Origin of the sequence: Janthinobacterium sp. HH102, assembly GCF_001758625.2 — a bacterium.
Lineage (GTDB): Bacteria > Pseudomonadota > Gammaproteobacteria > Burkholderiales > Burkholderiaceae_D > Janthinobacterium.
In genome coordinates, this window is record NZ_CP062062.1 from 473394 (window position 1) to 497983 (window position 24590).

Here is a 24590-nt window from a genome sequence, read left to right on the forward strand (position 1 = left end):
AGGTCGGCTTAGCGCAGCGTAAGCCGACACAACGGAGCCAGCGTTTAGTCGCCTAAAGCAGCCAGCAGTTCCGCCTGGTGCTCCGCCGCCAGCGCATTCGTCAGCTCCGTCAAATCCCCATCCATGATGAAGTCAAGCTTGTACAAGGTCAGATTGATGCGGTGATCCGTCAGGCGGCCTTGCGGGAAATTATAGGTGCGGATGCGCTCGCTGCGGTCGCCCGAGCCGATCAGGCTCTTGCGCGTGGCCGCTTCCTTCGACTGCTGCTCGCGCAATTGCACGTCCTTGATGCGCGCGGCCAGCACTTTCATCGCCTGCGCCTTGTTCTTGTGCTGGCTGCGGTCATCCTGGCACTCGACGACGATGCCGGTCGGTAAGTGGGTGATGCGCACGGCCGAATCCGTCTTGTTGATGTGCTGTCCGCCCGCGCCCGAGGCGCGGTAGGTGTCGATGCGCAGGTCGGCCGGGTTGATGTTGACGTCCTCCACTTCATCGGCTTCCGGCATCACGGCCACCGTGCAGGCTGAGGTATGGATGCGGCCCTGCGTTTCCGTGGCCGGCACGCGCTGCACGCGGTGGCCGCCCGACTCGAATTTCAGCTTCGAATACGCGCCATTGCCGACCACGCGCACGATCACCTCGCGGTAGCCGCCCAGGTCGGAATCGGACGACGATACCAGCTCCACCTGCCAGCGGTTGCGCTCGGCAAAGCGCGTGTACATGCGCAGCAGGTCGCCGGCGAACAGGGCCGATTCATCGCCGCCCGTGCCGGCGCGAATTTCCAGGAAGATATTGCGCTCGTCGTTGACGTCCTTCGGCAGCAGCATGGTCTGCAGTTCGCGCTCGAGCTGCGCCATGGTGGCCTTGGCCGCCTCGATCTCTTCCTGGGCGAATTCCTTCATGTCCGGGTCCGCCAGCATTTCTTGCGCCGTGGCGATGTCGTTGCCCGCTTCCTGGTAGGAGCGGTACAGGGCCACCAGCGGGCCCAGCTCGGCGTGCTCGCGCGTCATCTTGCGGTAGCTGTCCATGTTCGACGTGGCGTCCGGGTGCATCAGCAGTTCGTCGAGTTCGACCAGGCGGTTCGCCAGTTGATCGAGTTTGCCCAGCATGGATGGTTTCATAGCGATTCGCGGTAAAAAGAGTGTAGGAATGATGCAAGCCCGGCAGGCGGGCAGGGGTAGCCGCGCGCGGGCGGCCAGCGGGGCTGCGCTAACGGCGGGGGCGGAACAGTTTCGGCAGCAGGGTGACCAGCTGCTTGCGCTCGTCGCCTTGCGCATGGTGCAGCGCCTGCTGCGGGCCGTGCAGGAACTTGGCCGTCAAGCCTTTCGACAGCGCTTCGAGCACGGCGTCGATGTCGGCGCCCTTGGCCAGCATCTTGCGCGCCCGTTCCACTTCCAGCAGGCGCAAGGTTTCGCTGTTTTCATGCAGATGCTGGATGACGGGCACCATGGCACGGTCGTCGACCCAGCTCATGAAGGATTGCACGCGCGTCTCGATGATGGCCTCGGCTTGCGCCACGGCCGCCTGCCGGCTTTCCAGGCCCGTCTGCACGACCTTGCCCAGGTCGTCGACCGTGTACAGGAAGACGTCGTTCAAACGGCCCACTTCCGCCTCGATGTCGCGCGGCACGGCCAGGTCGACCATGAACATGGGCTTGTGGCGGCGCGCCTTGATGGCGCGCTCGACCAGGCCCAGGCCCAGCAGCGGCAAGGACGACGCCGTGCACGAGATGACGATGTCGAACTGGTGCAGCTGCTCCGGCAGGTCGGCCAGGCGGATCGCCGTGCCGTTGAAGCGGTGCGCGAGTTCCTCGCCCCGTTCCATGGTGCGGTTGGCAATGGTGATGCTTTTCGGGTTTTGCGCGGCAAAGTGCGTGGCGCACAATTCGATCATTTCGCCGGCGCCGATGAACAGCACGTTCTGCTCGGCGATCTTGTCGAAGATGCGCTGCGACAGGCGCACGGCGGCCGCCGCCATGGATACGCTGTGGGCGCCGATCTCGGTGCTGCTGCGCACTTCCTTGGCCACCGAAAAGCTGCGCTGGAACAACTGGTGCAGATAGGTGCCCAGGCCGCCCGCCTCGTCGGCCGTGCGGATGGCGTCCTTGATCTGCCCCAGGATTTGCGTTTCGCCCAGCACCATCGAATCGAGCCCGGAGGCGACGCGGAAGGTGTGGCGCACGGCATCGTGCTGCGGCAGCATATACAAGTGGGGGCGCAGCTCGCTGTAGTTGAGCTGGTGGTAGTCGGCCAGGAAATGCGCACCCGCGTCGAGCGGGTTCGGCACATGGCTGGCCGCATACAGCTCGGTGCGGTTGCAGGTCGACAGGATGGCCGCTTCGTCGTTGTCGCGCAAGTCGATGCGCTGGAACCAGGTGCGCGCCGCCATCACCGCCTGGCCCAAGTGCTCAGGCGCAAACGCCAGCTGTTCGCGGAGCGACACTGGGGCGGTGGTATGGTTGAGGCCGACGGCGAGCAGTTGCATTTCAGGGCTGTTGGATGACTTATGGCGACATTATAACGCTTTGTGCCCGCGCTTTGAGCAGGTCAGCCGTTTGCCGCCGTTCAGCCGCCCAGTTTTTCCAGGCGATAACCGTAGCTGTAGACGGGCACGAGCCTGTAGCCGTGTTCCGGTTTCAGCTGCAGCTTGTTGCGCACGCGCGAGACGTGGGTATCCATGGTGCGCGAGGGCAGGGCCGTGTCGCGCTGCCACACGGCTTCGTGGATGTAGGCGCGCGACAGGGGACGGCCCAGGTTGCGGAAAAACAGCAGCGCCAGGGCGAATTCCTTGTGCGTCACATCCAGCACTTCGCCATCGCGCAACAGGCGGCCGGGACGGGTTTCAAACGTGTAATGACCAAATTGCAAGTACTCGGCGCCATTCTGGGCCGGGTACGCCACGCGCAGCAGCGCCTGGGTGCGCAAGGTCAGTTCGCTGCGCCGCAGGGGCTTGATCATGTAGTCGTCGGCACCTGCCGTCATGCCCGCAACCACGTCGTCTTCGCCGGAACTGTTGGTCATAAACAACACGGGCGCCTTCGGCGCCAGTTTTTCCCGGGCACGGCGCAAGACTTCCGCACCGTCCAGATCGCTCACATGCCAGTCGAGGATGAGCATGTCGCAACTGTCCTTGCGCAGCTGCCCCAGCATTTCCTTGCCACTCTGAAACTCGTGGCAAGCGTGGCCGGCGGCGGTGAGCACCTGGCAGATCAGTTCTGCCTGGCTATGGTCGCTATCGAGTACGGCAATTCGCATAATTGGCTGGAGTGTGTAGCAACAAACAGACGGCCTGCTCTGCTTATCGTAATGTTAAGGAATGCTCAAGTGAAATATAACAGAGATTGCAACTGTGTCCAGTGAAATCGGAGGGCAGATCCTTTACGTTACACTTGTTCATCTACCCCTACTAGCGGAGAAGCGGCCATGCCAGACAAGAGCACTACCGATTGGACACTGATACCGGCCAGTCGTGCCGAAATCGAGCAAGTGCGCGAGCGTTGCCGGCGCCTGGTGCAGCGGCGCGCCATGATGTCGGCGGGCGCTTCGGCCATTCCCATTCCCGGCATCGACCTGATGTCCGACGTGGGTCTGTTTTCCATGTTGATCAACGATATCAACCACGAATTCGGCCTGACGCCCGAGCAGATCGAGCGCCTGAACCCGCAGTTCAAGATGATGGCCTACCGCGCGGCGGTGGGCATGGGGGGCATGCTGGTAGGAAAGCTGGTGTCGCGCGAACTGATCCTCCACCTGCTCAAGCGCAGTGGCGTCAAGATTGCCACCAAGCAGGTGGCGCGCTTCGTGCCGTTCGCCGGTCAGGCGGTGGCGGCAGCCATCGGCTACGCCGTGTTCCGCCAGATCGGCAACCAGCACGTGAACGCCTGCGCCGCGGTGGCGCAGGAATTGCTCATGGTCAGGCCGGAGTAAACCTTACGCGTCCGGCAGCACCACGTTGACGTCGAGCACTTCCAGGTTGCCCTGGCGGTCCAGCGAGATCTTGATGTCGTCGGCATTCACCTTCGTGTACTTGGAAATGACAGCGATCAATTCCTTGTGCAGGGCGGGCAGGAAGTCCGGACCATCGCGTCCGCTGCGTTCGCGGGCGATGATGATCTGCAGGCGTTCCTTGGCCGCGGTGGCCGTCTTCGGCTTGGGGGGGAAGAGGAAAGAAAGCAAGGCCATATCACTTCGCCCCAAAAATGCGCTGGAGTAATCCAGGCTTTTCATAGTTGGTAAAGCGCAACTCGACCTCTTCGCCGAGGAAACGCGAGACCACGTCTTCATAGGCTTGCGCCACGTCCGTGCCCGTGAAATGGATGGCCGGATTGCCCTGGTTCGAGGCGGCCAGCACTTGCTCCGACTCGGGAATGATGCCCACCAGCGGGATGCGCAGGATTTCCTGCACGTCCTGGTAGGACAGCATTTCATCCGATTCCACGCGTTTCGGCGAGTAGCGGGTGATCAGCAAATGTTCCTTGACCGGCTCGCCGCCCGTCTGCGCACGGCGCGACTTGGCTTGCAGGATGCCGAGGATGCGGTCCGAATCGCGCACCGACGACACTTCCGGGTTGGTGACGATGATGGCTTCGTCGGCGAACGTCAGCGCCATCAGCGCGCCATGCTCGATGCCGGCCGGCGAATCGCAGATGATGAACTCGAAACCCATGTTGATCAGGTCGTTCAACACGCGTTCCACGCCTTCTTCCGACAAGGCATCCTTGTCGCGCGTCTGCGAGGCGGGCAGGATGAACAGGTTGTCGCAGTGCTTGTCCTTGATCAGGGCCTGGTTCAGGGTTGCTTCTTTATTGATCACATTGATCAAGTCATACACGACGCGGCGCTCGCAACCCATGATCAGGTCGAGGTTACGCAGGCCCACGTCGAAATCGAGCACGGCTGTCTTGTGGCCGCGCATGGCCAGGCCAGTGGAAAAACTGGCGCTAGAGGTCGTCTTGCCGACACCGCCCTTGCCGGACGTCACAACAATAATTCTTGCCACAAATAATCCTTTTCAGATATCTCTTGAATTGTGCAGCTTAAGAGCGGTTCACGGGAGTGACCGGATTGACAGAGTGTATATCGATTCTGTCTCCAGCCAAACGAATTTGCGCGGGTCCGCGCGCCATTTCCGGGGGGAAACCATCCTCGAACGTGCGGTATACGCCCGCGATCGAGACCAGTTCCGGTTCCATGGCCAGCGCGAAGATGCGCGCCTGGGGATTGCCCGAGGCGCCGGCCAGCGCGCGGCCGTACAGCGAGGAATACACATGGATGCTGCCGTCGGCGATGATTTCGGCGCCATTGTTGACGACGGCGGTGATGATCAGGTCGCAGCCGCGCGCATAGATGCGCTGGCCGGCCCGCACGGGCGTGTCGATCACCATCACCTGGGCGTCGGCGCCCGACTGGGCCGCCGCCGTGGGTGTATCCTTGGGACCATCCTTGGGCGGCGCATCGTCGCGCGTCTTGCCGCTGTCGAGGCTCAAGCCTTGCGCCAGGATGGCGTCATGCATGTCGGCCGGCGCATTGCGCACGGCCACGGCATTCAAACGGTATTTTTTCAGCAGGGCCACGAGGGCGGCCCAGTCGATGGGCACGCTGTCGGGCGGCAAGGCCGCCACGTCCAGCACGGCCAGGTCGTCCTCGAAAAAGTCCGCCACGCCTCCCGTCATGTCGCGCAAGGCGGCATCGAGTGCCTGCGTATCGGCGCTATGCAGAATGGCGGAGACAGCAACGACGGTGGAAATCTTGATTTCGATAGGCTTCTGCGACGGGCTTTTGGACATAAACATTTATCAAAGTGAAACTGCGGCAGGCCAGATGTTCCGTACGGCAACAATGGGAGCAGTAAATTTCTTGCATTCTACTGCAAAAAAATCGGCGTCAGGGGCCTGGCGCATGCTATTCCGCAGGGCAATACCTACTTCATGTCAAAAAAAACGGGCGGCGCCCCGGAAAACCGGTGCGCCGCCCCGAAAGCCGCCGCCCATGCGCCCTCAGGCGCCATGTCCGATTACGCTGCGCGCATCTGCCGTGCCGCCTCCACCATATGACGCAACGCTGTTTCCGTTTCCAGCGAGCCACGCGTCTTCAAGCCGCTGGCTTTTTGCCGTAATGTCACCATGTCGACGGCGGTGGGGATGCGCGGCGAGTGGATGCCGTACACGCCGGGGCCGATTTCGTTCGAGTACTGGAACTGGACTGAGCCCGTCAGCGGTTCCACGTCCGAGCGGCTCGTCTCTATCGTGATGACGTCGGCATCCATGGCGGCGATCTGCGGCAGGATGTCGTTGAACTCGGCATAGCACATGTGGGTATGGATCTGCGTCGTGTCGCTGACGACGGACGCGGCGATGCGGAAGGCGCGCGTGGCCCAGTCCAGATAGGCGTCCCACTGGCCGCGGCGCAGCGGCAAGCCTTCGCGGATGGCCGGCTCGTCGATCTGGATGATGCCGATGCCGGCCGTTTCCAGGTCCTGCACTTCGTCGCGGATGGCCAGGGCCAGCTGCAGCGCCGTGGCGGCGCGCGGCTGGTCGTCGCGCACGAACGACCATTGCAAGAGCGTCACCGGGCCCGTCAGCGTGCCCTTCATCGGTTTGCTCGTCAGGCTTTGCGCATGGGCCGTCCATGCGACCGTCATGGGGGCCGGACGCTGCACGTCGCCGTAGATGATGGGCGGCTTGACGCAGCGCGAGCCGCACGATTGCACCCAGCCGTGACGGGTCAACACGAAGCCGTCCAGCTGCTCGCCGAAGTAGTCGACCATGTCATTGCGTTCCGCTTCGCCATGCACGAGCACGTCCAGGCCCAGCGCTTCCTGGCGGCCCACGGCGTGGGCGATTTCGGCGCGGATGGCCGGCGTCTGCGGGAAGGCGCCAATGGTCGTCGTCGGGAAGTCGGGCAGGCGTAGGCGTGCATGCTGCGCGGCCTGGCGCAACGGGAAGCCGGAATCGCGGCGGTCGATGGTGGGCGACAGCGTCTGCAGGCGCTGCGCGACTGCCGCACGGTGGACGCGGGGGCTGGCGCGGCGGCTGGCGATGGCCCGGCGGGACCTCGCCAGCGCGGTATCGTCGGGATGGCCTTCCAGTGCGTCTTTCAGCAGCGCAAGTTCCGTGAGTTTTTCCGTGGCAAACGCCAGCCAGCTCTTGATGTCGCCATCGAGGTCCGTCTCCGCTTCCAGGCTGAACGGCACGTGCAGCAGTGAGCACGACGGCGCCAGCCACAGGTGCCCCTTGCGCTTGGCGGCCAGCGGCTGCAGCACGGCCAGGGCAGCGTCGAGGTCGGTACGCCAGATATTGCGGCCATCGACTATACCGATCGACAAGACTTTATGCGCGGGCAGCCAGTCCGTGACACTGACCAATTCATGCGGCGCGCGGATGCCGTCCACGTGCAGGCCGGCCACGGGCAGGCGGCATGTCAGGCTGAGGTTTTCTTCCAGCGGCGAGAAATACGTGGCCAGCAGGATGTTCACCCCCACCTGGTTCAGCTGCCAGTAGGCACTCTCGAAGGCGCTGCGCCAGGCATGGGGCAAGTCTAGGCCCAGGATCGGTTCCTCGAGCTGCACCCACGCCACGCCCTGCTGTTTCAATCGGTCGAGCAGGCCGCCGTAGACGGGCAGCAATTGTTCCAGCAGCGCCAGGCGCTCGAAGCCCGGTGTCTTTTCCTTGCCCAGCCACAGGAAGGTGAGGGGGCCGATCAGGGCCGCCTTGACCTGGTGGCCGAGCGCCTGTGCCTCGGCCACTTCCGCCAGCAGGCGCTCGCACGCCAGCGAAAATTGGGTGTGCGGCGACAATTCGGGCACCAGGTAATGGTAATTGGTGTCAAACCACTTGCTCACTTCCAGCGCATGGCCGTGGCGGCAGCCGGCATGCTCCGCTTGGCTGGTACCGCCGCGCGCCATCGTGAAATAGCGCGACAGCGGCGATTGTTCCGCGCCGAAATCAAAACGCGCCGGCTCGCAGCCCAGCAGCTGGATATGCCTGGCCACTTGGTCGTAGAAGGCGAAGTCGCCCACGGTGACGTAGGCCAGGCCCGCGTCCCTTTGCACGGCCCAGTGGCGCGCGCGCAATTGCTGGCCCGTCGCTTCCAGCGCCGCCTCGGACAGCTCGCCGCGCCAGTGGCTTTCCAGCGCCAGTGTCAGCTCACGCGCGGCGCCGATGCGGGGAAAGCCAAGGATGTGGGTACGAATGGGCATGATGTCATCGAGATTTAATGTGAATGCGCTAGAGTGTGCGGCAACTTGGTCTATAATCAAAACGAAACATTTTGCCGAATAACATGAAAATCATTCACGTACAGACGTCATTTCCCCGATGCTAGAAATTCGCCACCTGCGCACCCTGAGTGCCCTGCGTTCCTCCGGCAGCCTGGTGCGCGCCGCGCAGCTGCTCAACCTGACCCAGTCGGCCCTGTCGCACCAGATCCGGTTGCTGGAAGAGCGCTACAAGGCGCCCCTGTTCGAGCGCAAGTCGATGCCGATCGCCTTCACGGCCACGGGCAGCCGGCTGCTGGAGCTGGCCGACAAGCTGTTGCCCGAGATCGAACTGGCCGAGCGCGACGTGGCGCGTTTGTCGCAGGGCGACAAGGGGCAGCTGCGCGTGGCGCTCGAATGCCATACCTGTTTCGACTGGCTCATGCCCGTGATGGATGCGTTCCGCCAGCGCTGGCCGGAAGTGGAGATCGACCTGGTGTCGGGTTTTCATAGCGAGCCGGCCGACTTGCTGCGTTCGGGCGAGGCGGACCTCGTGATCGGCTCGCCGTACGGCCCCGATTTCACCGTGTTTCCCCTGTTCCGCTTTGAAATGCTGGTGGTGATGGCGCAGAAGCACCGGTTGCAGGCGCAGCGCCGCCTTGCGGCGAGCGACTTTACGGGCGAGACTTTGATTACCTATCCCGTGCCGGAAGAGCGCATCGACCTGATCCGTGAAGTGCTGAAGCCGGCCGGCATCCAGTTTGAACGCCGCACGGCCGAATTGACGGTGGCCGTGCTGCAACTGGTGGCGAGCCGGCGCGGCATCGCCGCCTTGCCGAACTGGGCAATCAAGAATTACGTCGATTACGATTATGTGGTGGCGCGCCCGGTGGGCGAGCATGGCTTGTGGAGCGATTTGTACGTGTCCGTGCCGGAGCCGTTGCAGGACAAGGCCTATGTGCGCGATTTCGTCAGCGTGATACGCGAGCAGTGCGCGGCTACGCTCGATGGTATCAAGTTGTTGTCTTGATCAACGTTGAGGTGGAAACAAACCAACAGCAAAGCTTGATAAATATCAAGGTTCAGCAATGAACCACCGCTTACAGTTGAGCACTGTGCGGCGCAACATGGCGCTGCCTACTCTTTGGGGAGGAACGACATGTTTTCATTTTCCGAACAATGGGCATTGGCTGGCAAGGCCGTGGTGGAAGCGCAATTGATCAGCGCGCAAGCGTATGCCCAGGCCGCCGTCGACAGCGGCGCCAACGTGCTGGAGTTACAGCTCGATGCGGCCCGCGCGGCACTGGCTGCCGCTACGGTGGCGGGCAATCAGCTGCTGTCCGTGAAGGATACGCAAGCGCTGCTGCAACTGTCGCGCACCCAGTCGCAACTGGCCATCGAACGCATCGGTGCATATGGCCGCCAGGCAAAGGATGTTGCTCAAGAAACCCAGGAGAAATTTGAGACTGTGACAAAGGGTGAGTTTGCTGCATCGCGTCAAAAATTTGGCGAGCTGTTGCAGGTGGTAAAGCAAACACCCGTACCCCTGATTATTCCCTTCAATAATTTTCTAAAAACCACTTTCGGCGGTGCCGATGAAGGGTATGATAAAAATAAAAACACGCGTCCTGCTCGCCAGGCCTAAGCGTTTTGCGGCCCGGCAGCGGCTATCCGCCGCGCCAGGTTGCCCGCCGCCACCGCAAGCAGGCTGTCATCGCCGCCGCCAGCGGTGCGGCGCTGGAACTGCGGCGCATGCCGCGCTAGAATGAAACGCAGCTTGCTGTGTCTTCCCGGATTCACTGGATTCCAATTGGATTCTATTAGCACCTTGACCTTGGCCCTCGTGGCCAGCATATCGGAGAAATAAATGGATGATGTCGTAATCGTGGCCGCCGGCCGTACCGCAGTCGGCAAATTCGGTGGCAGTCTGGCCAAGATTCCTGCGTCCGAACTGGGCGCGCATGTAATCAAGGGCTTGCTGGCACAAACCGGCATCGACCCGAACCTGATCGGCGAAGCGATCCTGGGCCAGGTGCTGACGGCCGCCGTCGGCCAGAACGCCGCGCGCCAGGCCGTCATCAAGGCTGGCTTGCCCAGTTCCATCCCGGCATTCACCATCAACAAGGTCTGCGGCAGCGGCCTGAAGGCCACGCACCTGGCGGCGCAAGCGATCAAGTGCGGCGACGCCAACATCATCATCGCCGGCGGCCAGGAAAACATGAGCGCCTCGCCGCACGCGATGAACGGTTCGCGCGACGGTTTCCGCATGGGCGACTTCAAGATGATCGACACCATGATCGTCGATGGCCTGTGGGACGTGTACAACCAGTACCACATGGGCATCACGGCGGAAAACGTCGCCAAGAAATACGAAGTGACGCGCGCCGAGCAGGATGAATTCGCGCTGCAGTCGCAGCTGAAGGCGGAAGCGGCGCAAAAGGCGGGCAAGTTCAAGGATGAAATCCTGCCGCTGGAAATCGCCAACAAAAAAGGCACGGTCGTCTTCGACAGCGACGAATACATCAAGCCCGGCTCGACCCTGGAATCGCTGGCCGGCCTGCGCCCTGCGTTCGCCAAGGACGGCACCGTCACGGCCGGCAATGCCTCGGGCCTGAACGACGGCGCCGCCGCCGTGATCATGATGTCCGCTTCGCAAGCGAAGGAACTGGGCTTGAAGCCGCTGGCGCGCATCAAGGCTTATGCCTCGTCGGGCCTGGACCCGGCCGTCATGGGCATGGGCCCCGTCTCTGCCTCGCGTCTGTGCCTGAAAAAAGCCGGCTGGACGCATGAAGAGCTGGACCTGATGGAAATCAACGAAGCGTTTGCCGCGCAAGCGATTGCCGTGAACAAGGAAATGGGCTGGGATACCAGCAAGATCAACGTGAACGGCGGCGCGATCGCCATCGGCCACCCGATCGGCGCCTCGGGCGCGCGCATCCTGGTCACCCTGATCCACGAAATGATACGCCGCGACGCCAAGAAAGGCCTGGCAGCGCTGTGCATCGGTGGCGGCATGGGTGTCGCTTTAGCGATCGAGCGCGATTAAGTAGCTGGCACCGAATCCCGCCGTCGCGCGCAGTGCGTGACGGCGGGGTTCGCGGCGGTACGCCGCTGTAATTCTCGGCGGAACTGGGTTGCTTTCACTAAATAATTAACTTTTTGGCAATAGAACGACACTGAGGGGATGAAAATGGCAAGAGTTGCATTGGTAACTGGTGGCATGGGTGGTCTGGGCGAAGCGGTGTGTTTTAAGCTGGCGGCGCTCGGCTATCGCGTGGTGACCACATATTCCCCAGGCAATCCGAAGGTCGAGGAATGGCTGGCGACGACCAAGGACATGGGCTACGACTTCAAGGCATATCCGTGCGACGTGGCCGACTACGATTCGGCCGCTGCCTGCGTGGCGGCAGTGGAAGCGGAAATCGGTCCTGTCGATGTGCTGGTGAATAACGCCGGCATCACGCGCGACATGACGTTCAAGAAGATGGACAAGACGAACTGGGATGCCGTGATGAGCACCAACCTCGATTCCGTCTTCAACATGACCAAGCCCGTCTGCGACGGCATGGTGGAACGCGGCTGGGGCCGCATCATCAATATCTCGTCCGTGAACGGCCAGAAGGGCGCTTTCGGCCAGACCAACTATGCGGCCGCGAAAGCGGGCATGCATGGCTTCACCAAGTCGCTGGCGCTGGAAGTGGCGCGCAAGAACGTCACCGTCAACACCATTTCGCCAGGCTACATCGGCACCAAGATGGTCATGGCGATTCCGCAGGAAGTGCTCGACAGCAAAATCATCCCGCAAATTCCGATGGCGCGCCTGGGCAAGCCGGAAGAAGTGGCCGGCCTGGTCGCCTACCTGGCTTCCGATGAAGCGGCGTTCGTCACGGGCGCGAATATTTCGATCAACGGCGGCCAGCACATGTCGTAATCGTTGTTGAAGTAAAACAGAAAAGACAGCTGCGGCTGTCTTTTTTTATGCTTGCCAGCAAAACAAGGAGATCGCCGGATTTGCCTTAGAATCAGTATTTCTCCACTGCATCATCTCCATGACCCTTGTTCCCGCCTTGCGCCGCGCCAGCGTGGCCGCCATCCTTTTCCTGGGCGCCAGCGCGGCCCAGGCCAGCGTCGCCTTCCACGTCACGGTGACTACCGAGCGCGCGCACAAGCCGGGGTTGAAAACCAGCCTGCCCGCGCGCGAGACGCAGGACAGCGATGTCGTGCTGGGACCGCATTACCTGAGCGTACGCGATGGCCGCATTCTGTCCGTCTTCGACTTTGCCACGCGCCGCCGCCACGTCATCGATACGGCGGCGTCCACCTACGACACGTATTCGCTGTTCGACGTGGTGGGCTTCCGCCATATCGAGATCGCGCACCGCCAAGTCGTGGCTGGCGCGCTCCAGGCGGGTGGCCAGCAGGGCCACGTCACGCCGCCCGTGTACGAGGAGCAATCGCTGTCCGTGCCGGCGGCAAGGCGGCGCGGCGCTCTGCAGCCGCAAGTGCTCGACGGCGCCGTGCTGTGGTCGCTTGACGGGCAGCCCCTGCTGCGCCTGGGGATCGCGGGCAGTCCCGTCAGCGGCGACGACGCGACGACGTTTGCCCAGTACCTGCGCTACACCTGGGGCGGTCATCCGCTGGTGCTGAAGATGCTGGCCGACGGCAAGCGCATGCCCGCCGACTTCACCTTGCATTACCAGGAGGTGGGCGGCGCGGTGACGCGGCAGTTCCGCATCAGCGCCGTGACGGCGGGCGCACCGGCCACCTATACCTTGTCCGCCTACCGGCCCCGTCCGCTGGCGGCCGATGCGCCCCCGCTCGAGCGCGTGCTGGCGCAGGCGGCGCTGTTACCGCCGCCGGGACCCCAGGCGCCTCAGGCACACCCTGCGCTGCGGGCCGAAGCGGAAAAGCTGTTTGCCGCAGACCAGCCTTTCGAGGCTTTCTTGACCATGCTGGAAGACCATTTTTCCACAGGCGAACTGGTGGAAAAGCTCACGCCCCGGCAGCAGCAGGCCATGCAGGAATGCCAGCCCATCCACGATTTGACGCGGGGATTGCTTGCCAAGGACCATGAAGGCATCGCAGCCGCGCTGGCCACCGTGCAAGAGTTAAGGACGCAAACGGGGATGGCGCAGCCCGTGCTGGCCTTGTTCGAGGGGAATTTGCGCGCCAAGCTGGGGCAATGGCCGCAAGCGACGGCCTTGTATCTGCAAGTGCTGCAGGCAAAACCGCAGATGGCGGCCGTGTACCAGGACCTGGGCGACGCCTTGCTGGCGCAGTTCGATGCGCCGAATGCATGGCGCAGCTGGGATGCGGGCCGGGCGATGGCGCCGGCCCTGCGGCAATTTCGCAAGGTCAACGACCTCGAGCGCAGCCTGCTGAACGATTACCCCGCCTTCTTTGCCGGCGGGGCGCCGCTGCCGCCGACAGTTCAGCCCAGCACCAGCCGCCCGGCCAGCAAGACGAAGACGGTGGGCAGTACGAACTTGCCGTAAGGCGAAGGTTTGCCGCGCAGGCGGCGCGCCAGGCGCGCGGCCAGCACGGCGTACATGGCATCGAACAGTAATCCCACCAGCACCAGGATGGCGCCCAGGCGCAGGTATTGCAGGCCCACGCTGTCGCTGCCCATGACGAATTGCGGCAGGAACATGCTGCAAAACAGCAGTGCCTTCGGATTGAGCAGATTCGTCAGGAAGCCGCGCACGAAGCTGGCATGGGCGCTGTGCGCCGTGGCGGGCGCCTGCGCCTCGGGCGTGGCGGTTTTCGACAGGGCCGATTGCAGCAGGCGCAGCGCCAGGTACAGCAGATACGCGGCGCCCGCCCATTTGACCCACTGCAAGGCTTGCGGATGCGTGACCATCAGCGCCGCCAGGCCCGCGCCCGACAGCGCCACGTGCACGGCGCGCGCGCCGGCGATACCCAGTGCCGTCACCAGCGCCGTGGCCACGCCGCGCGCGGCGCCCGTCGCCAGCACCAGCGCCATGTCGGGGCCCGGCAATAAAAAGGCGCCGGCCAGTGCCAGCAGGTACATCAGGAAGGTAGAATCGGACATGGCTCAGTCGAAAAGAAAAGCGGGAGCATGCGCACGCTGCAGCCTGCTCGCCGGGCCCCATTATGTTCTTGACGCGATGAAATGTGCTTGCTTTTCCTGCCCTGCATGCCCTAGTATTCGGGTAGATTCCACTCGTATCAAAACAAAAATTAGATGAAAATTCCAGAAGTTAGCCTCGACGCCACCGATTTGCAGATACTCAGGCTGTTGCAGGATGAAGGACGGCTGTCGAATGCGCGCCTGGCCGAGCGCTTGAAGCTGAGCGAAACCCCCGTCTGGCGCCGTCTGCGCCGCCTGGAAGAGGAAGGGTTTATTACCGGCTACCAGGCTTTGCTCAACCGCAAGAAGCTGGGCATCGGCCTGGTGGCGTTCGTACGCGTCGTGTTTGCCAACCATGGCGGCGAGCAGCCGTCGCAGTTCGAGCAAGCCATCGCGACGATTCCCGAAATTCTGTCGTGCCACAATGTGGCGGGCGAAGCCGATTATTTCCTGCAAGTGGTGGCGCGCGACCTGGAAGCGTATGGCGAATTCGTCTCGACCGTGCTGCGCCGGCTGCCTGGCGTGGCGGAAATCCAGTCCAGCCTGTCGATGCGCGAAATCAAGTCGTCGAACCGCCTGCCCTTGCTGCTGGCCTGAGCCGGCGGCGGCGCACTATAATTGGAACAGTTGCCAGGCCTCATGCCTGGCGCCCTGACCGCCATTCCAAGGACCGCTCGCCATGCCCGATTCATTGTCACCCCTGTTTCCCGCCCTGACGCCGAACCGGCACGGCATGCTGGCGGTCGATGACATCCATACCATTTATTGGGAAGAGTGCGGCAACCCCGACGGCATTCCCGTGCTGTTCCTGCATGGCGGCCCGGGCGCGGGCCTGTCGCCGCAGCACCGCCGCTTTTTTGACCCGCAGCGCTACCGCGTGATCCTGTTCGACCAGCGCGGCGCCGGCAAGTCCACGCCGCTGGGCGAATGGCGCAACAACACGACGCAGCTGCTGATCGAGGACATCGAACGCCTGCGCGCCCAGTTCGGCATCGCCCAATGGCTGGTGTTTGGCGGCTCCTGGGGTTCGACCCTGGCGCTGGCATATGGCCAGGCGCATCCGGCGGCCTGTCTCGGTTTCGTGCTGCGCGGTATTTTCCTGTGCACGCAGGCGGAAATCGACTGGTTCATCGAAGGCGTGCGCTGGTTTTATCCGGAACTGTACGAGGAATTCGCCGCCCCGATTCCGCTCGAGGAGCGGGGCGACTTGCTGGCGGCTTACGTGCAACGCATCCTCAGCAGCGACCCGGCCGTGTACTGGCCGGCCGCGCGCGCCTGGAGCCGCTTCGAAGGCCGCCGCGTGTATCTGATGCCGCAGCCGGAAGACGCGCCGAACGATGCGCTGGATCTGGGCGTGGGCCGGCTCGAATCGCATTACATGGCCAATCTCGGTTTCTTCGAAGAAGACCAGCTGATCCGCAACATGGGACGCATCGCGCATTTGCCGGCCGTCATCGTGCAGGGACGCTACGACGCCATCTGCCCGCCGCTGTCGGCCTACCGCCTGCAGCAAGCCTGGCCTGGTTCCCAGTTGGAAATGATTCCCGACGCGGGCCATGGCGCGCTCGAGCACGGCATCGCTTCGGCGCTGGTGCGCGCCACCGAGCGCTTTGTGCCGGGGCGCGGCTTCGCATGACCTTGCAACACGCCGGTTGGCAAAGCGGCCAGCCGGCGTGCGCCACCTGCTACACTATGGCCTGTGCTGGCGCCAGGGTCGGGCGCCGGTGTGAACCCACGACTTTTTATCCATGAACATACAGATCGGCGACATCGGCCATATCATCCAGCTGGCGATTGCGCCGGTTTTCCTGTTGACCGGTATCGGCACCATGCTGGTGGTACTGACCAACCGCCTGGGCCGCATCATCGACCGCACGCGCGTGCTGGAAGACCGGCTCGACATCGGCTACAACGATTTCTATATGGATGAGCTAGATACCCTGTATCGGCGTACCCATCTGATTAATTATTCGATTTCGCTGAGCACGGCGTGCGGTTTCTTCGTCTGCGTCATCATCGCCATGCTGTTTTTGGGCGATATTCTGAACCTGACCCTGGACAAATACATCGCGGCCTTCTTTGTGCTGGCCGTGATTTGCCTGATCGGCTGTTTTATTTATTTACTGCGCGAAATTTACCTGGCTGCCAGGGCCCAGCGCATCCGGCGCCATATCCGCCCGCCCCGCTAGGCGGCGCGCCGGTTTACCCTACTATTGAAGAACGAGTCCAGCATGCACGATTACAAACGTCCCCCCACCCTGCACCGCTACGGCCAGCGCAGCGAACTCGAGCTGGCGCTGAGCCTGGGCCAGTTCCGCTTGATGCCAGCGGGCAATTGTTTGACCCTGAGTTTTTCGCAAGTGTGGGACAAGCAACTGTTCGACCTGTTCACCCCGGCCGACGCTTGTTTGATCATCCACAATACGGAAGAATTCGGCGAACGCCTGCACCGCGCCGTGCAGCGCACCTTGCCCAGCTGGGCCGGCATCGATGGCCTGGTCGAATACGGCCAGCGCGCGGCCCTGGGCGCCGCCTTCACCAAGACGCGCGCCGAAGCGCCCGAACAGGAATGGCTGTTCGCCTGGCGCTCGATGCAGCCGCAAGCGAGCCTCAACCCCGTCACCGTAAAACTGGGCAGCCTGGAAAACTTCGCGGAAATCCGCGACCGCGATACCTATCTGGCTTGATTTAACCTGCCTTTTCCGCGTACTGGCTGTCGATGCGGGTGAGTACGGCCGCCATCATGCGTTCGATATCGCCACGTATCATGGTCGTGCCCAGCATGCCGGGCACATAGAAGCCCGGCATCAGCCGGCTGGAAAAGACGATGCGCGTGCCGCCCGTCTCGGGCACGGGATACAGATTCCAGCGCGATTCGTAATGCCGCATGTCGCCCGAGATCAGGGCGATGTCGATGGCCGTCAACGGCGTTTCCGTGGCCCGCACCACCAGGTGGATGGGGTGGTTCATGAACAGGAAGCGCGCCATGCCCTGCTGCTCGATGATGACTTCATTGCCGTTGCGCGACAGCACGCGGCAGGAACTGAGGTCGGGCACGAATTCGCTCATGCGCTCGTAAGTGGTCAGGGTCTTCCACACGGAGGCCGGAGGCGCCTGCACGCTGCCGCTGGCATCGACTTCATACATGCGCTGCCCGTCAACCTCGATGCGCTTGACCTCGACCTTCAGCTTGTCCAGGCGTATCGCCTGTGCCAGCGCGGTAGCGGGGACGGCGCACAGCATCAACAGGCAGAGGAATAGTCGCTTCATGCCACCTAGCCTACGGGAAAGTACCGCCCGGCACAAGCTGTACGCACCGCCGTCGGGCGCGCCGGGCGATTTAGAACTCCCGGTCTAGAGAAAGTCGCTGCGGCGAGCGGCAATGCTTGCTACCGTACGGCCTGCAACCACCTTACCGGACCGATCACCATGACTGCCTACCCCCATCTGCTGGCCCCGCTCGACCTGGGTTTTACCACCTTGCGCAACCGCGTCATCATGGGGTCCATGCACACGGGCCTGGAAGACCGTTTTTATCATTATGGCAAGCTCGCCGCGTTTTACCGCGAACGGGCACGCGGCGGCGTGGGCCTGATCGTTACGGGCGGCATCTCGCCGAACCGGCAAGGCTGGCTGCTGCCGTTCGGCGGCACCTTGAATTTCCTTGGCGACGTGCCCAACCACCGCAAGGTCACGCGCGCCGTGCACGAGGAGGGCGGCAAGATCGTCATGCAGATCCTGCACGCGGGCCGCTATGGTTATCAACCGTTCGTCGTCTCGGCATCGGCCAAGAAATCGCCGATCTCGCCGTTCCGCCCCCGTCCCCTCACGGAACGGGGCATCGAGCGCACCATCTGCGACTACGTGCGCTGCGCGCGCCTGGCGCAAAAGGCGGGCTACGACGGCATCGAAGTGATGGGCAGCGAGGGCTATTTATTGAACCAGTTCCTGTGCGCGCGCACGAATCTGCGCCAGGACCGCTGGGGCGGCACGATCGAGAACCGCATGCGCCTGCCCGTGGAGATCGTGCGCCGCATCCGGGCCGCCGTCGGCCCCAACTTCATCATCATGTACCGCCATTCCCTGCTCGACCTGGTCGAGGGCGGCAATACCTGGGACGACGTGGTGACGGTCGCCAAGGCGCTGGAACAGGCGGGCGTGACCATTCTCAATACAGGCTTCGGCTGGCATGAGGCAAGAGTCCCCACCATCGTCACCTCCGTGCCACGCGCTGCATTTGCTTCCGTGGCGGGCCGGCTGCGCCGCGAGGTCACGATTCCCGTGGTGGCGTCGAACCGCATCAACATGCCGCACGAGGCCAATGCCATCCTGGAGCGGGGCGACTGCGACCTGGTGTCGATGGCGCGCCCTTTCCTGGCCGACCCTGATTTTGTCGCCAAGGCGGCCGCGGGCCGCGCGGACGAGATCAACACCTGCATCGGCTGCAACCAGGCCTGCCTCGACCACACCTTCGCCAACAAGCGCGCCAGTTGCCTGGTCAACCCGCGCGCCTGCCATGAAACGGAACTCGTGTACGCGAAAAAGGCCGTGCCGCGCCGCGTGGCCGTCGTCGGCGCCGGACCGGCCGGCTTGTCCGCCGCCTGCGTGGCGGCCGAATGCGGGCACGAGGTGACCCTGTTCGACAGCAGCGACAGCGTCGGTGGCCAGTTCAAGGTGGCCATGCAGATACCGGGCAAGGAAGAATTTACGGAAACCATCCGCTATTTTGCCCGCCGCATCGCCTTGTCGACTATCAAGCTGCGCCTGGGCCAGCGCGTCACGCGCGAGCAATTGCTGGCCGGCGGCTATGACGACGTCATCATCGCCACCGGCATCAAGGTGCGCCTGCCGGCCATTCCCGGCATCGACCATCCGACAGTGCTGTCGTATCTGGATGTGCTGCAAGCCAAGAAGCCCGTGGGCGCACGCGTGGCCATCATCGGCGCGGGCGGCATCGGTTTCGACGTGGGAGAGTATCTGCTGCACGACCCGGCGCACCCGCTGCCGCAGCCCGTATCGACCTGGGCGGGCGAGTGGGGCGTGGACTTGAATGCGGCGACGGGCGGCGGCCTGGTGCCGCCCACAGCGCCCCATCCCGTGCGGCAGATCTTCCTGTTGCAGCGCAAGACGTCGAAAGTGGGCGCGGGGCTGGGCAAGACCTCGGGCTGGGTGCACCGCGCGGCGCTGGCGCGCAACGGCGTGGCCATGCTGGCCGGCGTGACTTACGACAAGATCGACGACCAGGGCTTGCACATCACCGTGGGCGGCGAGCAGCGCCTGCTGGCGGTGGACAACGTCATCATCTGCGCGGGCCAGGACAGTTTGACGGAACTCATGCCGGAAACGGACAAGGATGGCAAGCCGCTGCTCGCGGGCGGCCCCCGTTTTCATAAAATCGGCGGCGCCGCGCTGGCGGCGGAACTCGACGCCAAGCGGGCGATACGGGAAGGGGCGGAGCTGGCGGCACTTTTGTAACCCTGAAAAAAAACCGGGGTCGGACCCTCAGGGTCCGACCCCGGCATTTGCATGGGTCACAGATTCGGCATCAAAGAGCCTTAATGGCCATGCCCCTTGCTGGCCGTCTCAAAACTCTGCAGCACGTGCTCGGCCATGCCATTGGCCAGTTCGTGCTCGCCGATGAATACCTTGCCCGCGTTTTCCGCGCGCAGCAATTCCGCCTCTTCCTCGCTGTGCGTGCGCACCACCGTCAGGATGTGCGGGTTCAGCGCGCGCGCCGTCTCGATCATGGCGCGCACGTGGAAGGTGTCCGGCGTGGCGATGACGAGCATGGTGGCGTGCGTGATGTGCGCCTGGATCAGCACGGCCGGTTCGCCCGCATTGCCGGCCACGGCCGGGATGCCCTGCTTGCGCAGCTGGTCGACGATTTCGCGGTTTTCCTCTGCCACGACAAAGTGGATGCCCCGCTCCATCAGAGCGGCGGCGATGCGCCGGCCCACGCGGCCATAGCCGACCAGCACGATCTGGCCCGACAGTTTTTCCTGCGGCACCGTCATCGGCAGCTCGGCCAGCGGGTCCGTGGTGCGTTCGAACTTGCGCGCGAAATCGCTGTTGCCGATCACGCGCAGCAGCGGCTTGGCCATGCTGAAGACGAGCGGGTTGAGGGCGATCGACAGGATGGCGCCGGCCAGGATCAGGCTTTGCCCTTCCTGCGGCATCAGGCCCAGGGACAGGCCCAGGGCGGCCAGGATGAACGAGAATTCGCCGATCTGCGCCAGGCTGGCCGAGACGATGATGGCCGTTTTCGGCGGATAGCGCAGCGCCATCACGAGCAAGAAGGCGGCGATCGACTTGCCGAAGATAATGATGGCGCACACGGCCAGCACTTGCAGGGGCTTGTCGATGAGGATGGTCGGCTCGAACAGCATGCCGACGGACACGAAGAACAGCACGGCGAACGCGTCGCGCAAGGGCAAGGACTCTTCCGCAGCGCGGTGACTGAGTTCGGACTCGCGCAGCACCATGCCGGCGAAGAAGGCGCCCAGCGCGAACGACACGCCGAACAGCTTGGTCGAGGCGTAGGCAATGCCGACGGCGGCGGCGATCACGCACAGGGTAAACAGTTCGCGCGAACCGGTGCGCGCCACTTGCCACAGTATCCACGGGAACAGCTTGCGGCCCACGACCAGCATGAAGATGATGAAGCCGGCCACTTGACCCAGGGTCACGGCCAGGGTTTGCCACAGGCTGACGGCTTCGGCATCGGGCGCGGCCTTGCCGCCGAGCACACTGGCGAACGCCGGCAGCAGCACGAGGACCAAGACGGTGACCAGATCTTCCACCACCAGCCAGCCGACGGCGATGCGGCCATTGAGCGAATCGAGGATGCCCCGTTCTTCCAGCGCGCGCAGCAGCACCACGGTACTGGCCACGGACAGGGCCAGGCCAAAGATCAGCCCGCCACCGAGGGTCCAGCCCCACCAGTGGGCCAGGCCCATGCCCATCGCCGTGGCGACGCCGATCTGCAGGATGGCGCCAGGCAGCGCGATCTTGCGCACGTCCCACAAATCTTCGATGGAAAAGTGCAGGCCGACACCGAACATCATCAGCATCACCCCGATTTCCGCCAATTGTCCCGCTATTTCCGCATCCGCCACAAAACCGGGCGTGGCCGGTCCGATGATGATGCCGGCGGCCAGATAGCCGACCAGTGCCGGCAGTTTCAGGCGCGCGGCGATGAAGCCGAAGATGAGGCCGAACCCGAGGGCGGCGGCGATGGTGGTGATCAGGCTGATGTCATGGGGCATGCGTGTGGGGTTCCTTATGGGGACGTGCGGGTAGAAAAAGATGTTGCTCAGCGACCAAGTATAAACGCATCAAAGCCCTTGCCGGAATGTTCCTGCGGCTTTATCGCAAAAAACCTGTGCTATATCTTCGTCCAGGTGGCCGCGAACGCATGCCTATCCGTCACGAACATCGCCTAATTCAGGAATCAGGCGATGTTACACCCATGGGCTCAGAGCTTGCGCACGACCACGCAGCCGATGGAATAGCCGGCGCCGAACGAGCAGATGACGCCGGTGCTGCCTGCCGCCATGTCATCCTGATATTTATGGAAGGCGATGATGGAACCGGCCGACGAGGTATTCGCGTAGGTGTCGAGGATCACGGGCGCTTCATTTGCTTCCGCGTCGCGGCCCAGGATCAGGCGGGCGATCAGCAGGTTCATGTTCAGGTTAGCCTGGTGCAGCCAGTAGCGGGAAACTTGCGCCACTTCCACGCCGGCCTTGGCCAGGGTCGCCTTGATCATCTCGGCCGCCATCGGGCACACTTCCTTGAAGACCTTGCGCCCTTGCTGGCGGAACAATTTGTCGGCCTTGCCCACGCCGGACTCGTCAAAACGGTTGAGGAAGCCGAAATTGTTGCGGATGGCGTTAGAGAAGCGCGTTTTCAGTTCCGTGCCGATGATCTCGAACTGGTGCTGCGAGACGGCCGTGTCCTTCGCTTCGACGATGATGGCGGTGCAGGCGTCGCCGAAAATGAAATGGCTGTCGCGGTCGCGCCAGTTCAGGTGGCCGCTGGTGATCTCGGGATTGACGACCAGCACGGCGCGCGCCTGGCCGCTTTGCACGGCGGCCACGGCTTGCTGGATGCCGAAGGTGGCGGACGAACACGCCACGTTCATGTCAAAACCATAACCGTCGATGCCGAGCGCATCCTGCACTTCCACGGCCATGGCCGGGTAGGCGCGCTGCATGTTGCTGCACGCTACCAGCACCATGTCGATGTCGGCCGGCGTGCGGCCGGCGCGCGCCAGGGCGTCTTTGGCGGCGGCGACGGCCATTTCCGCCTGCAAGGACAGTTCGTCATCGCCCCGTTCCGCAATGCGCGAGACCATGCGGGCCGGGTCGAGGATGCCTTCCTTTTCCATCACGAAGCGCGACTTGATGCCGGAGGCCTTTTCGATGAAGGCCACGCTCGACAGCTCCAGCGCCGTCACCTCGCCCGCAGCGATCGCGCCGGCGTTGTCGGCATTGAACTTTTCCGCGTAGGCATTGAAGCAGGTGACCAGCTCTTCGTTGGAGATCGAAAAGGGCGGCGTATACAGTCCGGTACCGCTGATGACGACTTGTTTCATGGTTAAACTTTCAAATTTGGCAATCGGCGCGGCGCCGATAAGTGAAGCAAATTTTACACAAACGGGCTCGACTGTAGAGAGTTTCGTGTTGCGGGGGAGGGGGAAGTGTGGCGGAAGATTGATTTTTGTCGCGTGGACGGGTGCTGGGGGTATTGCGTGTGATGGGGTCAGACCCGGCGGGTCTGACCTCAAACTGCCTACTTTTTCTGTTCTTTCTTGACGTCGGCCTGCACCACCACCGGTTCGGCCTTGGCCAGCTGCACCGGCAAGCCCTTCAGGTGGTTCAGCGCCTGGTGCAACTGAAAATCGTCCTTGCTGCCAAATTCTAGCGGCTTGCGGGTCTTTTCCAGGGCGATGATGCGCAATTGCTCTTCCATCTCGTCGTTGACGGGCGCGGCCTTGGCACTTTCTTGGTCGCGGTCGTTGCTCAGGTGCTTGGTCAGGTCCGCTTCGCGGATGCGCAAGCCGTTCAAGCCGTCGCCGTCCGCATTCTCGTCGACCAGCAGGTCGGGCACGATGCCCTTGGCCTGGATCGAGCGGCCGTTCGGCGTGTAGTAGCGGGCCGTCGTCAGCTTGACGGCCGTGTCGGCCGTCAGCTGGCGGATGGTTTGCACGGAACCCTTGCCGAAGGTTTGCGTGCCGATGATGGTGGCGCGCTTGTAATCCTGCAGGGCACCGGCGACGATTTCCGAGGCCGAGGCCGACCCCGTGTTGACGAGCACCACCAGCGGTACTTTCTTGATGGCGGCCGGCAATTTCGCCAGCGCGTCGCCTTCCGAGCGGAAGGTATAGTATTCGGCGCGGCCGTAGAACACCTGTTTCGAGTCCTGCAACTGGCCGTTGGTCGAGACGATGGCCGCGTCCTTCGGCAGGAAGGCGGCCGAGACGCCGATGGCGCCCTGCAGCACGCCGCCCGGATCGTTGCGCAGGTCCAGCACCATGCCCTTGATGTTCGGGTCCTGCTTGTATAGCGCCGTGATCTGCGCGGCCATGTCGTCGACGGTCGGTTCCTGGAATTGCGACACGCGCAGCCAGGCGTAGCCGGGCTCGACCATCTTCGCCTTCACGCTTTTCTGATGGATTTCCTCGCGCGTGATGGTGAAGGCCAGCGGCTGCGGTTCATCCTTGCGCGCAATGGTCAGCGACACCTTGGTGCCCGGTTCGCCGCGCATGCGCTTGACGTTGTCGTCCAGGCTGACGCCCTTCACGGGCTGGCCATCGAGGCGGGTGATCAAATCGCCGGCCTTGATGCCGGCGCGGTAGGCGGGCGAATCCTCGATGGGCGAGACGATCCTGATGTAGCCGTCTTCGCTCAGGCCGATTTCGATGCCCAGGCCGACGAACTTGCCTTCCGAGCCTTCGCGCAGTTCGGCGTAGGCTTTCTTGTCCAGGTAGGCGGAATGGGGGTCGAGCGAGGCGACCATGCCGGCAATGGCGTCTTCCAGCAGTTTCTTGTCTTCCACGGGCTCGACGTAGTCGGACTTGATCAGGCCAAACACGTCGGCCAGCTGGCGCAGCTCTTCCAGCGGCAGGGGCGGCTCGACGGTTTTTTGCGCCATGGCGGAAAATTGCAGCGACACGGCGACGCCGGCCACCACGCCCAGGCCGATCAAGCCGGTATTTTTGAGTTTGCCCATCATTGCACCTTTGCAGCTAGCGTGTCTTGCACAAGCGCCAGTCCCCTTGGAGCGGCGCTTTGTTGAAAGTATA

23 protein-coding genes are annotated in these 24590 nt (G+C 63.1%); 11 read left to right on the forward strand and 12 right to left on the reverse strand.

The features are described 5' to 3' along the window. Nucleotides 1–44: 44 nt before the first annotated feature. From prfA to JAB4_RS02125, 3 genes are all read right to left on the reverse strand, one after another. Complete coding sequence (gene prfA / locus JAB4_RS02115; protein WP_070218995.1) at nucleotides 45–1121, reverse strand: peptide chain release factor 1; 1077 nt, start codon at nucleotides 1119–1121, stop codon at nucleotides 45–47. Nucleotides 1122–1209: 88 nt separating this feature from the next. After that, nucleotides 1210–2484 carry a glutamyl-tRNA reductase gene (gene hemA, locus JAB4_RS02120; protein WP_070218996.1) on the reverse strand — a complete coding sequence of 425 codons (1275 nt, stop codon included), beginning with the start codon at nucleotides 2482–2484 and terminating at the stop codon, nucleotides 1210–1212. A gap of 80 nt (nucleotides 2485–2564) precedes the next feature. Beyond that, entirely contained in the window at nucleotides 2565–3254 is a 690-nt protein-coding gene (locus JAB4_RS02125) for a response regulator transcription factor (protein ID WP_046681910.1), read from the reverse strand. Nucleotides 3255–3422: 168 nt separating this feature from the next. Between JAB4_RS02125 and JAB4_RS02130 the strand changes: the two genes are divergently transcribed. Continuing rightward, complete coding sequence (locus JAB4_RS02130; RefSeq protein WP_070218997.1) at nucleotides 3423–3926, forward strand: hypothetical protein; 504 nt, start codon at nucleotides 3423–3425, stop codon at nucleotides 3924–3926. Nucleotides 3927–3929: 3 nt separating this feature from the next. Here JAB4_RS02130 and minE read toward each other — a convergent pair whose 3' ends face one another. The 4 genes from minE to metE all read right to left on the reverse strand — a co-directional run bounded on the left by minE (nucleotide 3930) and on the right by metE (nucleotide 8196). Continuing rightward, entirely contained in the window at nucleotides 3930–4181 is a 252-nt protein-coding gene (gene minE, locus JAB4_RS02135; protein WP_034752886.1) for a cell division topological specificity factor MinE, read from the reverse strand. A gap of 1 nt (nucleotide 4182) precedes the next feature. Then, nucleotides 4183–4998 (reverse strand): septum site-determining protein MinD, encoded by an 816-nt coding sequence (minD, locus tag JAB4_RS02140; RefSeq protein ID WP_034752889.1) that lies wholly within the window; start codon nucleotides 4996–4998, stop codon nucleotides 4183–4185. A 37-nt stretch (nucleotides 4999–5035) separates the two neighbouring features. Then, nucleotides 5036–5785, reverse strand: a complete 750-nt coding sequence (gene minC, locus JAB4_RS02145) for a septum site-determining protein MinC (protein WP_070219112.1) — start codon at nucleotides 5783–5785, stop codon at nucleotides 5036–5038. Between the two features lie 227 nt (nucleotides 5786–6012). Then, entirely contained in the window at nucleotides 6013–8196 is a 2184-nt protein-coding gene (gene metE / locus JAB4_RS02150; RefSeq protein WP_070218998.1) for a 5-methyltetrahydropteroyltriglutamate--homocysteine S-methyltransferase, read from the reverse strand. Between the two features lie 118 nt (nucleotides 8197–8314). Between metE and JAB4_RS02155 the strand changes: the two genes are divergently transcribed. The 5 genes from JAB4_RS02155 (at nucleotide 8315) to JAB4_RS02175 (ending at nucleotide 13688) form a co-directional block, all read left to right on the forward strand. Beyond that, the gene (locus JAB4_RS02155) at nucleotides 8315–9223 is read left to right on the forward strand and encodes a LysR family transcriptional regulator (RefSeq protein WP_070218999.1); all 909 of its coding nucleotides are present in this window, start codon (nucleotides 8315–8317) and stop codon (nucleotides 9221–9223) included. Nucleotides 9224–9379: 156 nt separating this feature from the next. After that, nucleotides 9380–9838, forward strand: coding sequence for a phasin family protein (locus tag JAB4_RS02160; RefSeq protein WP_175444777.1), 459 nt, complete (start codon nucleotides 9380–9382; stop codon nucleotides 9836–9838). A gap of 222 nt (nucleotides 9839–10060) precedes the next feature. Next, nucleotides 10061–11239: an acetyl-CoA C-acetyltransferase gene (locus JAB4_RS02165; RefSeq protein ID WP_034783723.1), complete on the forward strand. Its 1179-nt coding sequence runs from the start codon at nucleotides 10061–10063 to the stop codon at nucleotides 11237–11239. A 144-nt stretch (nucleotides 11240–11383) separates the two neighbouring features. Next, nucleotides 11384–12124: an acetoacetyl-CoA reductase gene (gene phbB / locus JAB4_RS02170; RefSeq protein ID WP_070219113.1), complete on the forward strand. Its 741-nt coding sequence runs from the start codon at nucleotides 11384–11386 to the stop codon at nucleotides 12122–12124. A gap of 118 nt (nucleotides 12125–12242) precedes the next feature. After that, nucleotides 12243–13688 carry a hypothetical protein gene (locus JAB4_RS02175; protein WP_139143706.1) on the forward strand — a complete coding sequence of 482 codons (1446 nt, stop codon included), beginning with the start codon at nucleotides 12243–12245 and terminating at the stop codon, nucleotides 13686–13688. Here JAB4_RS02175 and JAB4_RS02180 read toward each other — a convergent pair. Next, nucleotides 13625–14245, reverse strand: coding sequence for a LysE family translocator (locus JAB4_RS02180; RefSeq protein WP_227742080.1), 621 nt, complete (start codon nucleotides 14243–14245; stop codon nucleotides 13625–13627). The genes JAB4_RS02175 and JAB4_RS02180 overlap by 64 nt on opposite strands. Before the next feature lie 153 nt (nucleotides 14246–14398). Here JAB4_RS02180 and JAB4_RS02185 point away from each other — a divergent pair, with 153 nt between their 5' ends. The 4 genes from JAB4_RS02185 to JAB4_RS02200 all read left to right on the forward strand — a co-directional run bounded on the left by JAB4_RS02185 (nucleotide 14399) and on the right by JAB4_RS02200 (nucleotide 16971). Continuing rightward, nucleotides 14399–14881 carry an Lrp/AsnC family transcriptional regulator gene (locus JAB4_RS02185; protein ID WP_034783718.1) on the forward strand — a complete coding sequence of 161 codons (483 nt, stop codon included), beginning with the start codon at nucleotides 14399–14401 and terminating at the stop codon, nucleotides 14879–14881. An 82-nt stretch (nucleotides 14882–14963) separates the two neighbouring features. Further along, nucleotides 14964–15920, forward strand: coding sequence for a prolyl aminopeptidase (gene pip / locus JAB4_RS02190; RefSeq protein WP_070219002.1), 957 nt, complete (start codon nucleotides 14964–14966; stop codon nucleotides 15918–15920). Between the two features lie 112 nt (nucleotides 15921–16032). Then, nucleotides 16033–16473, forward strand: coding sequence for a DUF2721 domain-containing protein (locus JAB4_RS02195; protein WP_070219003.1), 441 nt, complete (start codon nucleotides 16033–16035; stop codon nucleotides 16471–16473). A gap of 42 nt (nucleotides 16474–16515) precedes the next feature. Continuing rightward, nucleotides 16516–16971 (forward strand): hypothetical protein, encoded by a 456-nt coding sequence (locus tag JAB4_RS02200; protein WP_070219004.1) that lies wholly within the window; start codon nucleotides 16516–16518, stop codon nucleotides 16969–16971. A 1-nt stretch (nucleotide 16972) separates the two neighbouring features. On the opposite strand, the gene JAB4_RS02205 is transcribed toward JAB4_RS02200, so the two are convergent. Then, on the reverse strand, nucleotides 16973–17554 hold the full coding sequence (locus JAB4_RS02205; RefSeq protein ID WP_227742081.1) for an SRPBCC family protein: 582 nt from the start codon (nucleotides 17552–17554) through the stop codon (nucleotides 16973–16975). A 159-nt stretch (nucleotides 17555–17713) separates the two neighbouring features. Here JAB4_RS02205 and JAB4_RS02210 point away from each other — a divergent pair, with 159 nt between their 5' ends. Then, the gene (locus JAB4_RS02210; protein ID WP_070219006.1) at nucleotides 17714–19759 is read left to right on the forward strand and encodes an NADPH-dependent 2,4-dienoyl-CoA reductase; all 2046 of its coding nucleotides are present in this window, start codon (nucleotides 17714–17716) and stop codon (nucleotides 19757–19759) included. An 80-nt stretch (nucleotides 19760–19839) separates the two neighbouring features. On the opposite strand, the gene ybaL is transcribed toward JAB4_RS02210, so the two are convergent. The 3 genes from ybaL to JAB4_RS02225 form a co-directional block, all read right to left on the reverse strand. Beyond that, nucleotides 19840–21549 carry a YbaL family putative K(+) efflux transporter gene (gene ybaL / locus JAB4_RS02215; protein WP_070219007.1) on the reverse strand — a complete coding sequence of 570 codons (1710 nt, stop codon included), beginning with the start codon at nucleotides 21547–21549 and terminating at the stop codon, nucleotides 19840–19842. A 209-nt stretch (nucleotides 21550–21758) separates the two neighbouring features. Continuing rightward, complete coding sequence (locus JAB4_RS02220) at nucleotides 21759–22880, reverse strand: beta-ketoacyl-ACP synthase III (RefSeq protein WP_070219008.1); 1122 nt, start codon at nucleotides 22878–22880, stop codon at nucleotides 21759–21761. A gap of 197 nt (nucleotides 22881–23077) precedes the next feature. Next, nucleotides 23078–24520 carry a S41 family peptidase gene (locus tag JAB4_RS02225; protein ID WP_070219009.1) on the reverse strand — a complete coding sequence of 481 codons (1443 nt, stop codon included), beginning with the start codon at nucleotides 24518–24520 and terminating at the stop codon, nucleotides 23078–23080. Nucleotides 24521–24590 lie beyond the last annotated feature (70 nt).

Coding starts and splice junctions, on each gene's coding strand:
- JAB4_RS02185 (WP_034783718.1), top strand. CDS start 14,399: ATGAAAATTCCAGAAGTTAGCCTCGACGCCACCGATTTGCAGATACTC.
- metE (WP_070218998.1), bottom strand. CDS start 8,196: ATGCCCATTCGTACCCACATCCTTGGCTTTCCCCGCATCGGCGCCGCG.
- phbB (WP_070219113.1), top strand. CDS start 11,384: ATGGCAAGAGTTGCATTGGTAACTGGTGGCATGGGTGGTCTGGGCGAA.
- JAB4_RS02200 (WP_070219004.1), top strand. CDS start 16,516: ATGCACGATTACAAACGTCCCCCCACCCTGCACCGCTACGGCCAGCGC.
- JAB4_RS02130 (WP_070218997.1), top strand. CDS start 3,423: ATGCCAGACAAGAGCACTACCGATTGGACACTGATACCGGCCAGTCGT.
- pip (WP_070219002.1), top strand. CDS start 14,964: ATGCCCGATTCATTGTCACCCCTGTTTCCCGCCCTGACGCCGAACCGG.
- JAB4_RS02125 (WP_046681910.1), bottom strand. CDS start 3,254: ATGCGAATTGCCGTACTCGATAGCGACCATAGCCAGGCAGAACTGATC.
- prfA (WP_070218995.1), bottom strand. CDS start 1,121: ATGAAACCATCCATGCTGGGCAAACTCGATCAACTGGCGAACCGCCTG.
- JAB4_RS02195 (WP_070219003.1), top strand. CDS start 16,033: ATGAACATACAGATCGGCGACATCGGCCATATCATCCAGCTGGCGATT.
- JAB4_RS02180 (WP_227742080.1), bottom strand. CDS start 14,245: ATGTCCGATTCTACCTTCCTGATGTACCTGCTGGCACTGGCCGGCGCC.
- hemA (WP_070218996.1), bottom strand. CDS start 2,484: ATGCAACTGCTCGCCGTCGGCCTCAACCATACCACCGCCCCAGTGTCG.
- JAB4_RS02165 (WP_034783723.1), top strand. CDS start 10,061: ATGGATGATGTCGTAATCGTGGCCGCCGGCCGTACCGCAGTCGGCAAA.
- JAB4_RS02205 (WP_227742081.1), bottom strand. CDS start 17,554: ATGAAGCGACTATTCCTCTGCCTGTTGATGCTGTGCGCCGTCCCCGCT.
- JAB4_RS02210 (WP_070219006.1), top strand. CDS start 17,714: ATGACTGCCTACCCCCATCTGCTGGCCCCGCTCGACCTGGGTTTTACC.
- JAB4_RS02220 (WP_070219008.1), bottom strand. CDS start 22,880: ATGAAACAAGTCGTCATCAGCGGTACCGGACTGTATACGCCGCCCTTT.
- minE (WP_034752886.1), bottom strand. CDS start 4,181: ATGGCCTTGCTTTCTTTCCTCTTCCCCCCCAAGCCGAAGACGGCCACC.
- ybaL (WP_070219007.1), bottom strand. CDS start 21,549: ATGCCCCATGACATCAGCCTGATCACCACCATCGCCGCCGCCCTCGGG.
- JAB4_RS02155 (WP_070218999.1), top strand. CDS start 8,315: ATGCTAGAAATTCGCCACCTGCGCACCCTGAGTGCCCTGCGTTCCTCC.
- JAB4_RS02225 (WP_070219009.1), bottom strand. CDS start 24,520: ATGATGGGCAAACTCAAAAATACCGGCTTGATCGGCCTGGGCGTGGTG.
- minC (WP_070219112.1), bottom strand. CDS start 5,785: ATGTCCAAAAGCCCGTCGCAGAAGCCTATCGAAATCAAGATTTCCACC.
- JAB4_RS02175 (WP_139143706.1), top strand. CDS start 12,243: ATGACCCTTGTTCCCGCCTTGCGCCGCGCCAGCGTGGCCGCCATCCTT.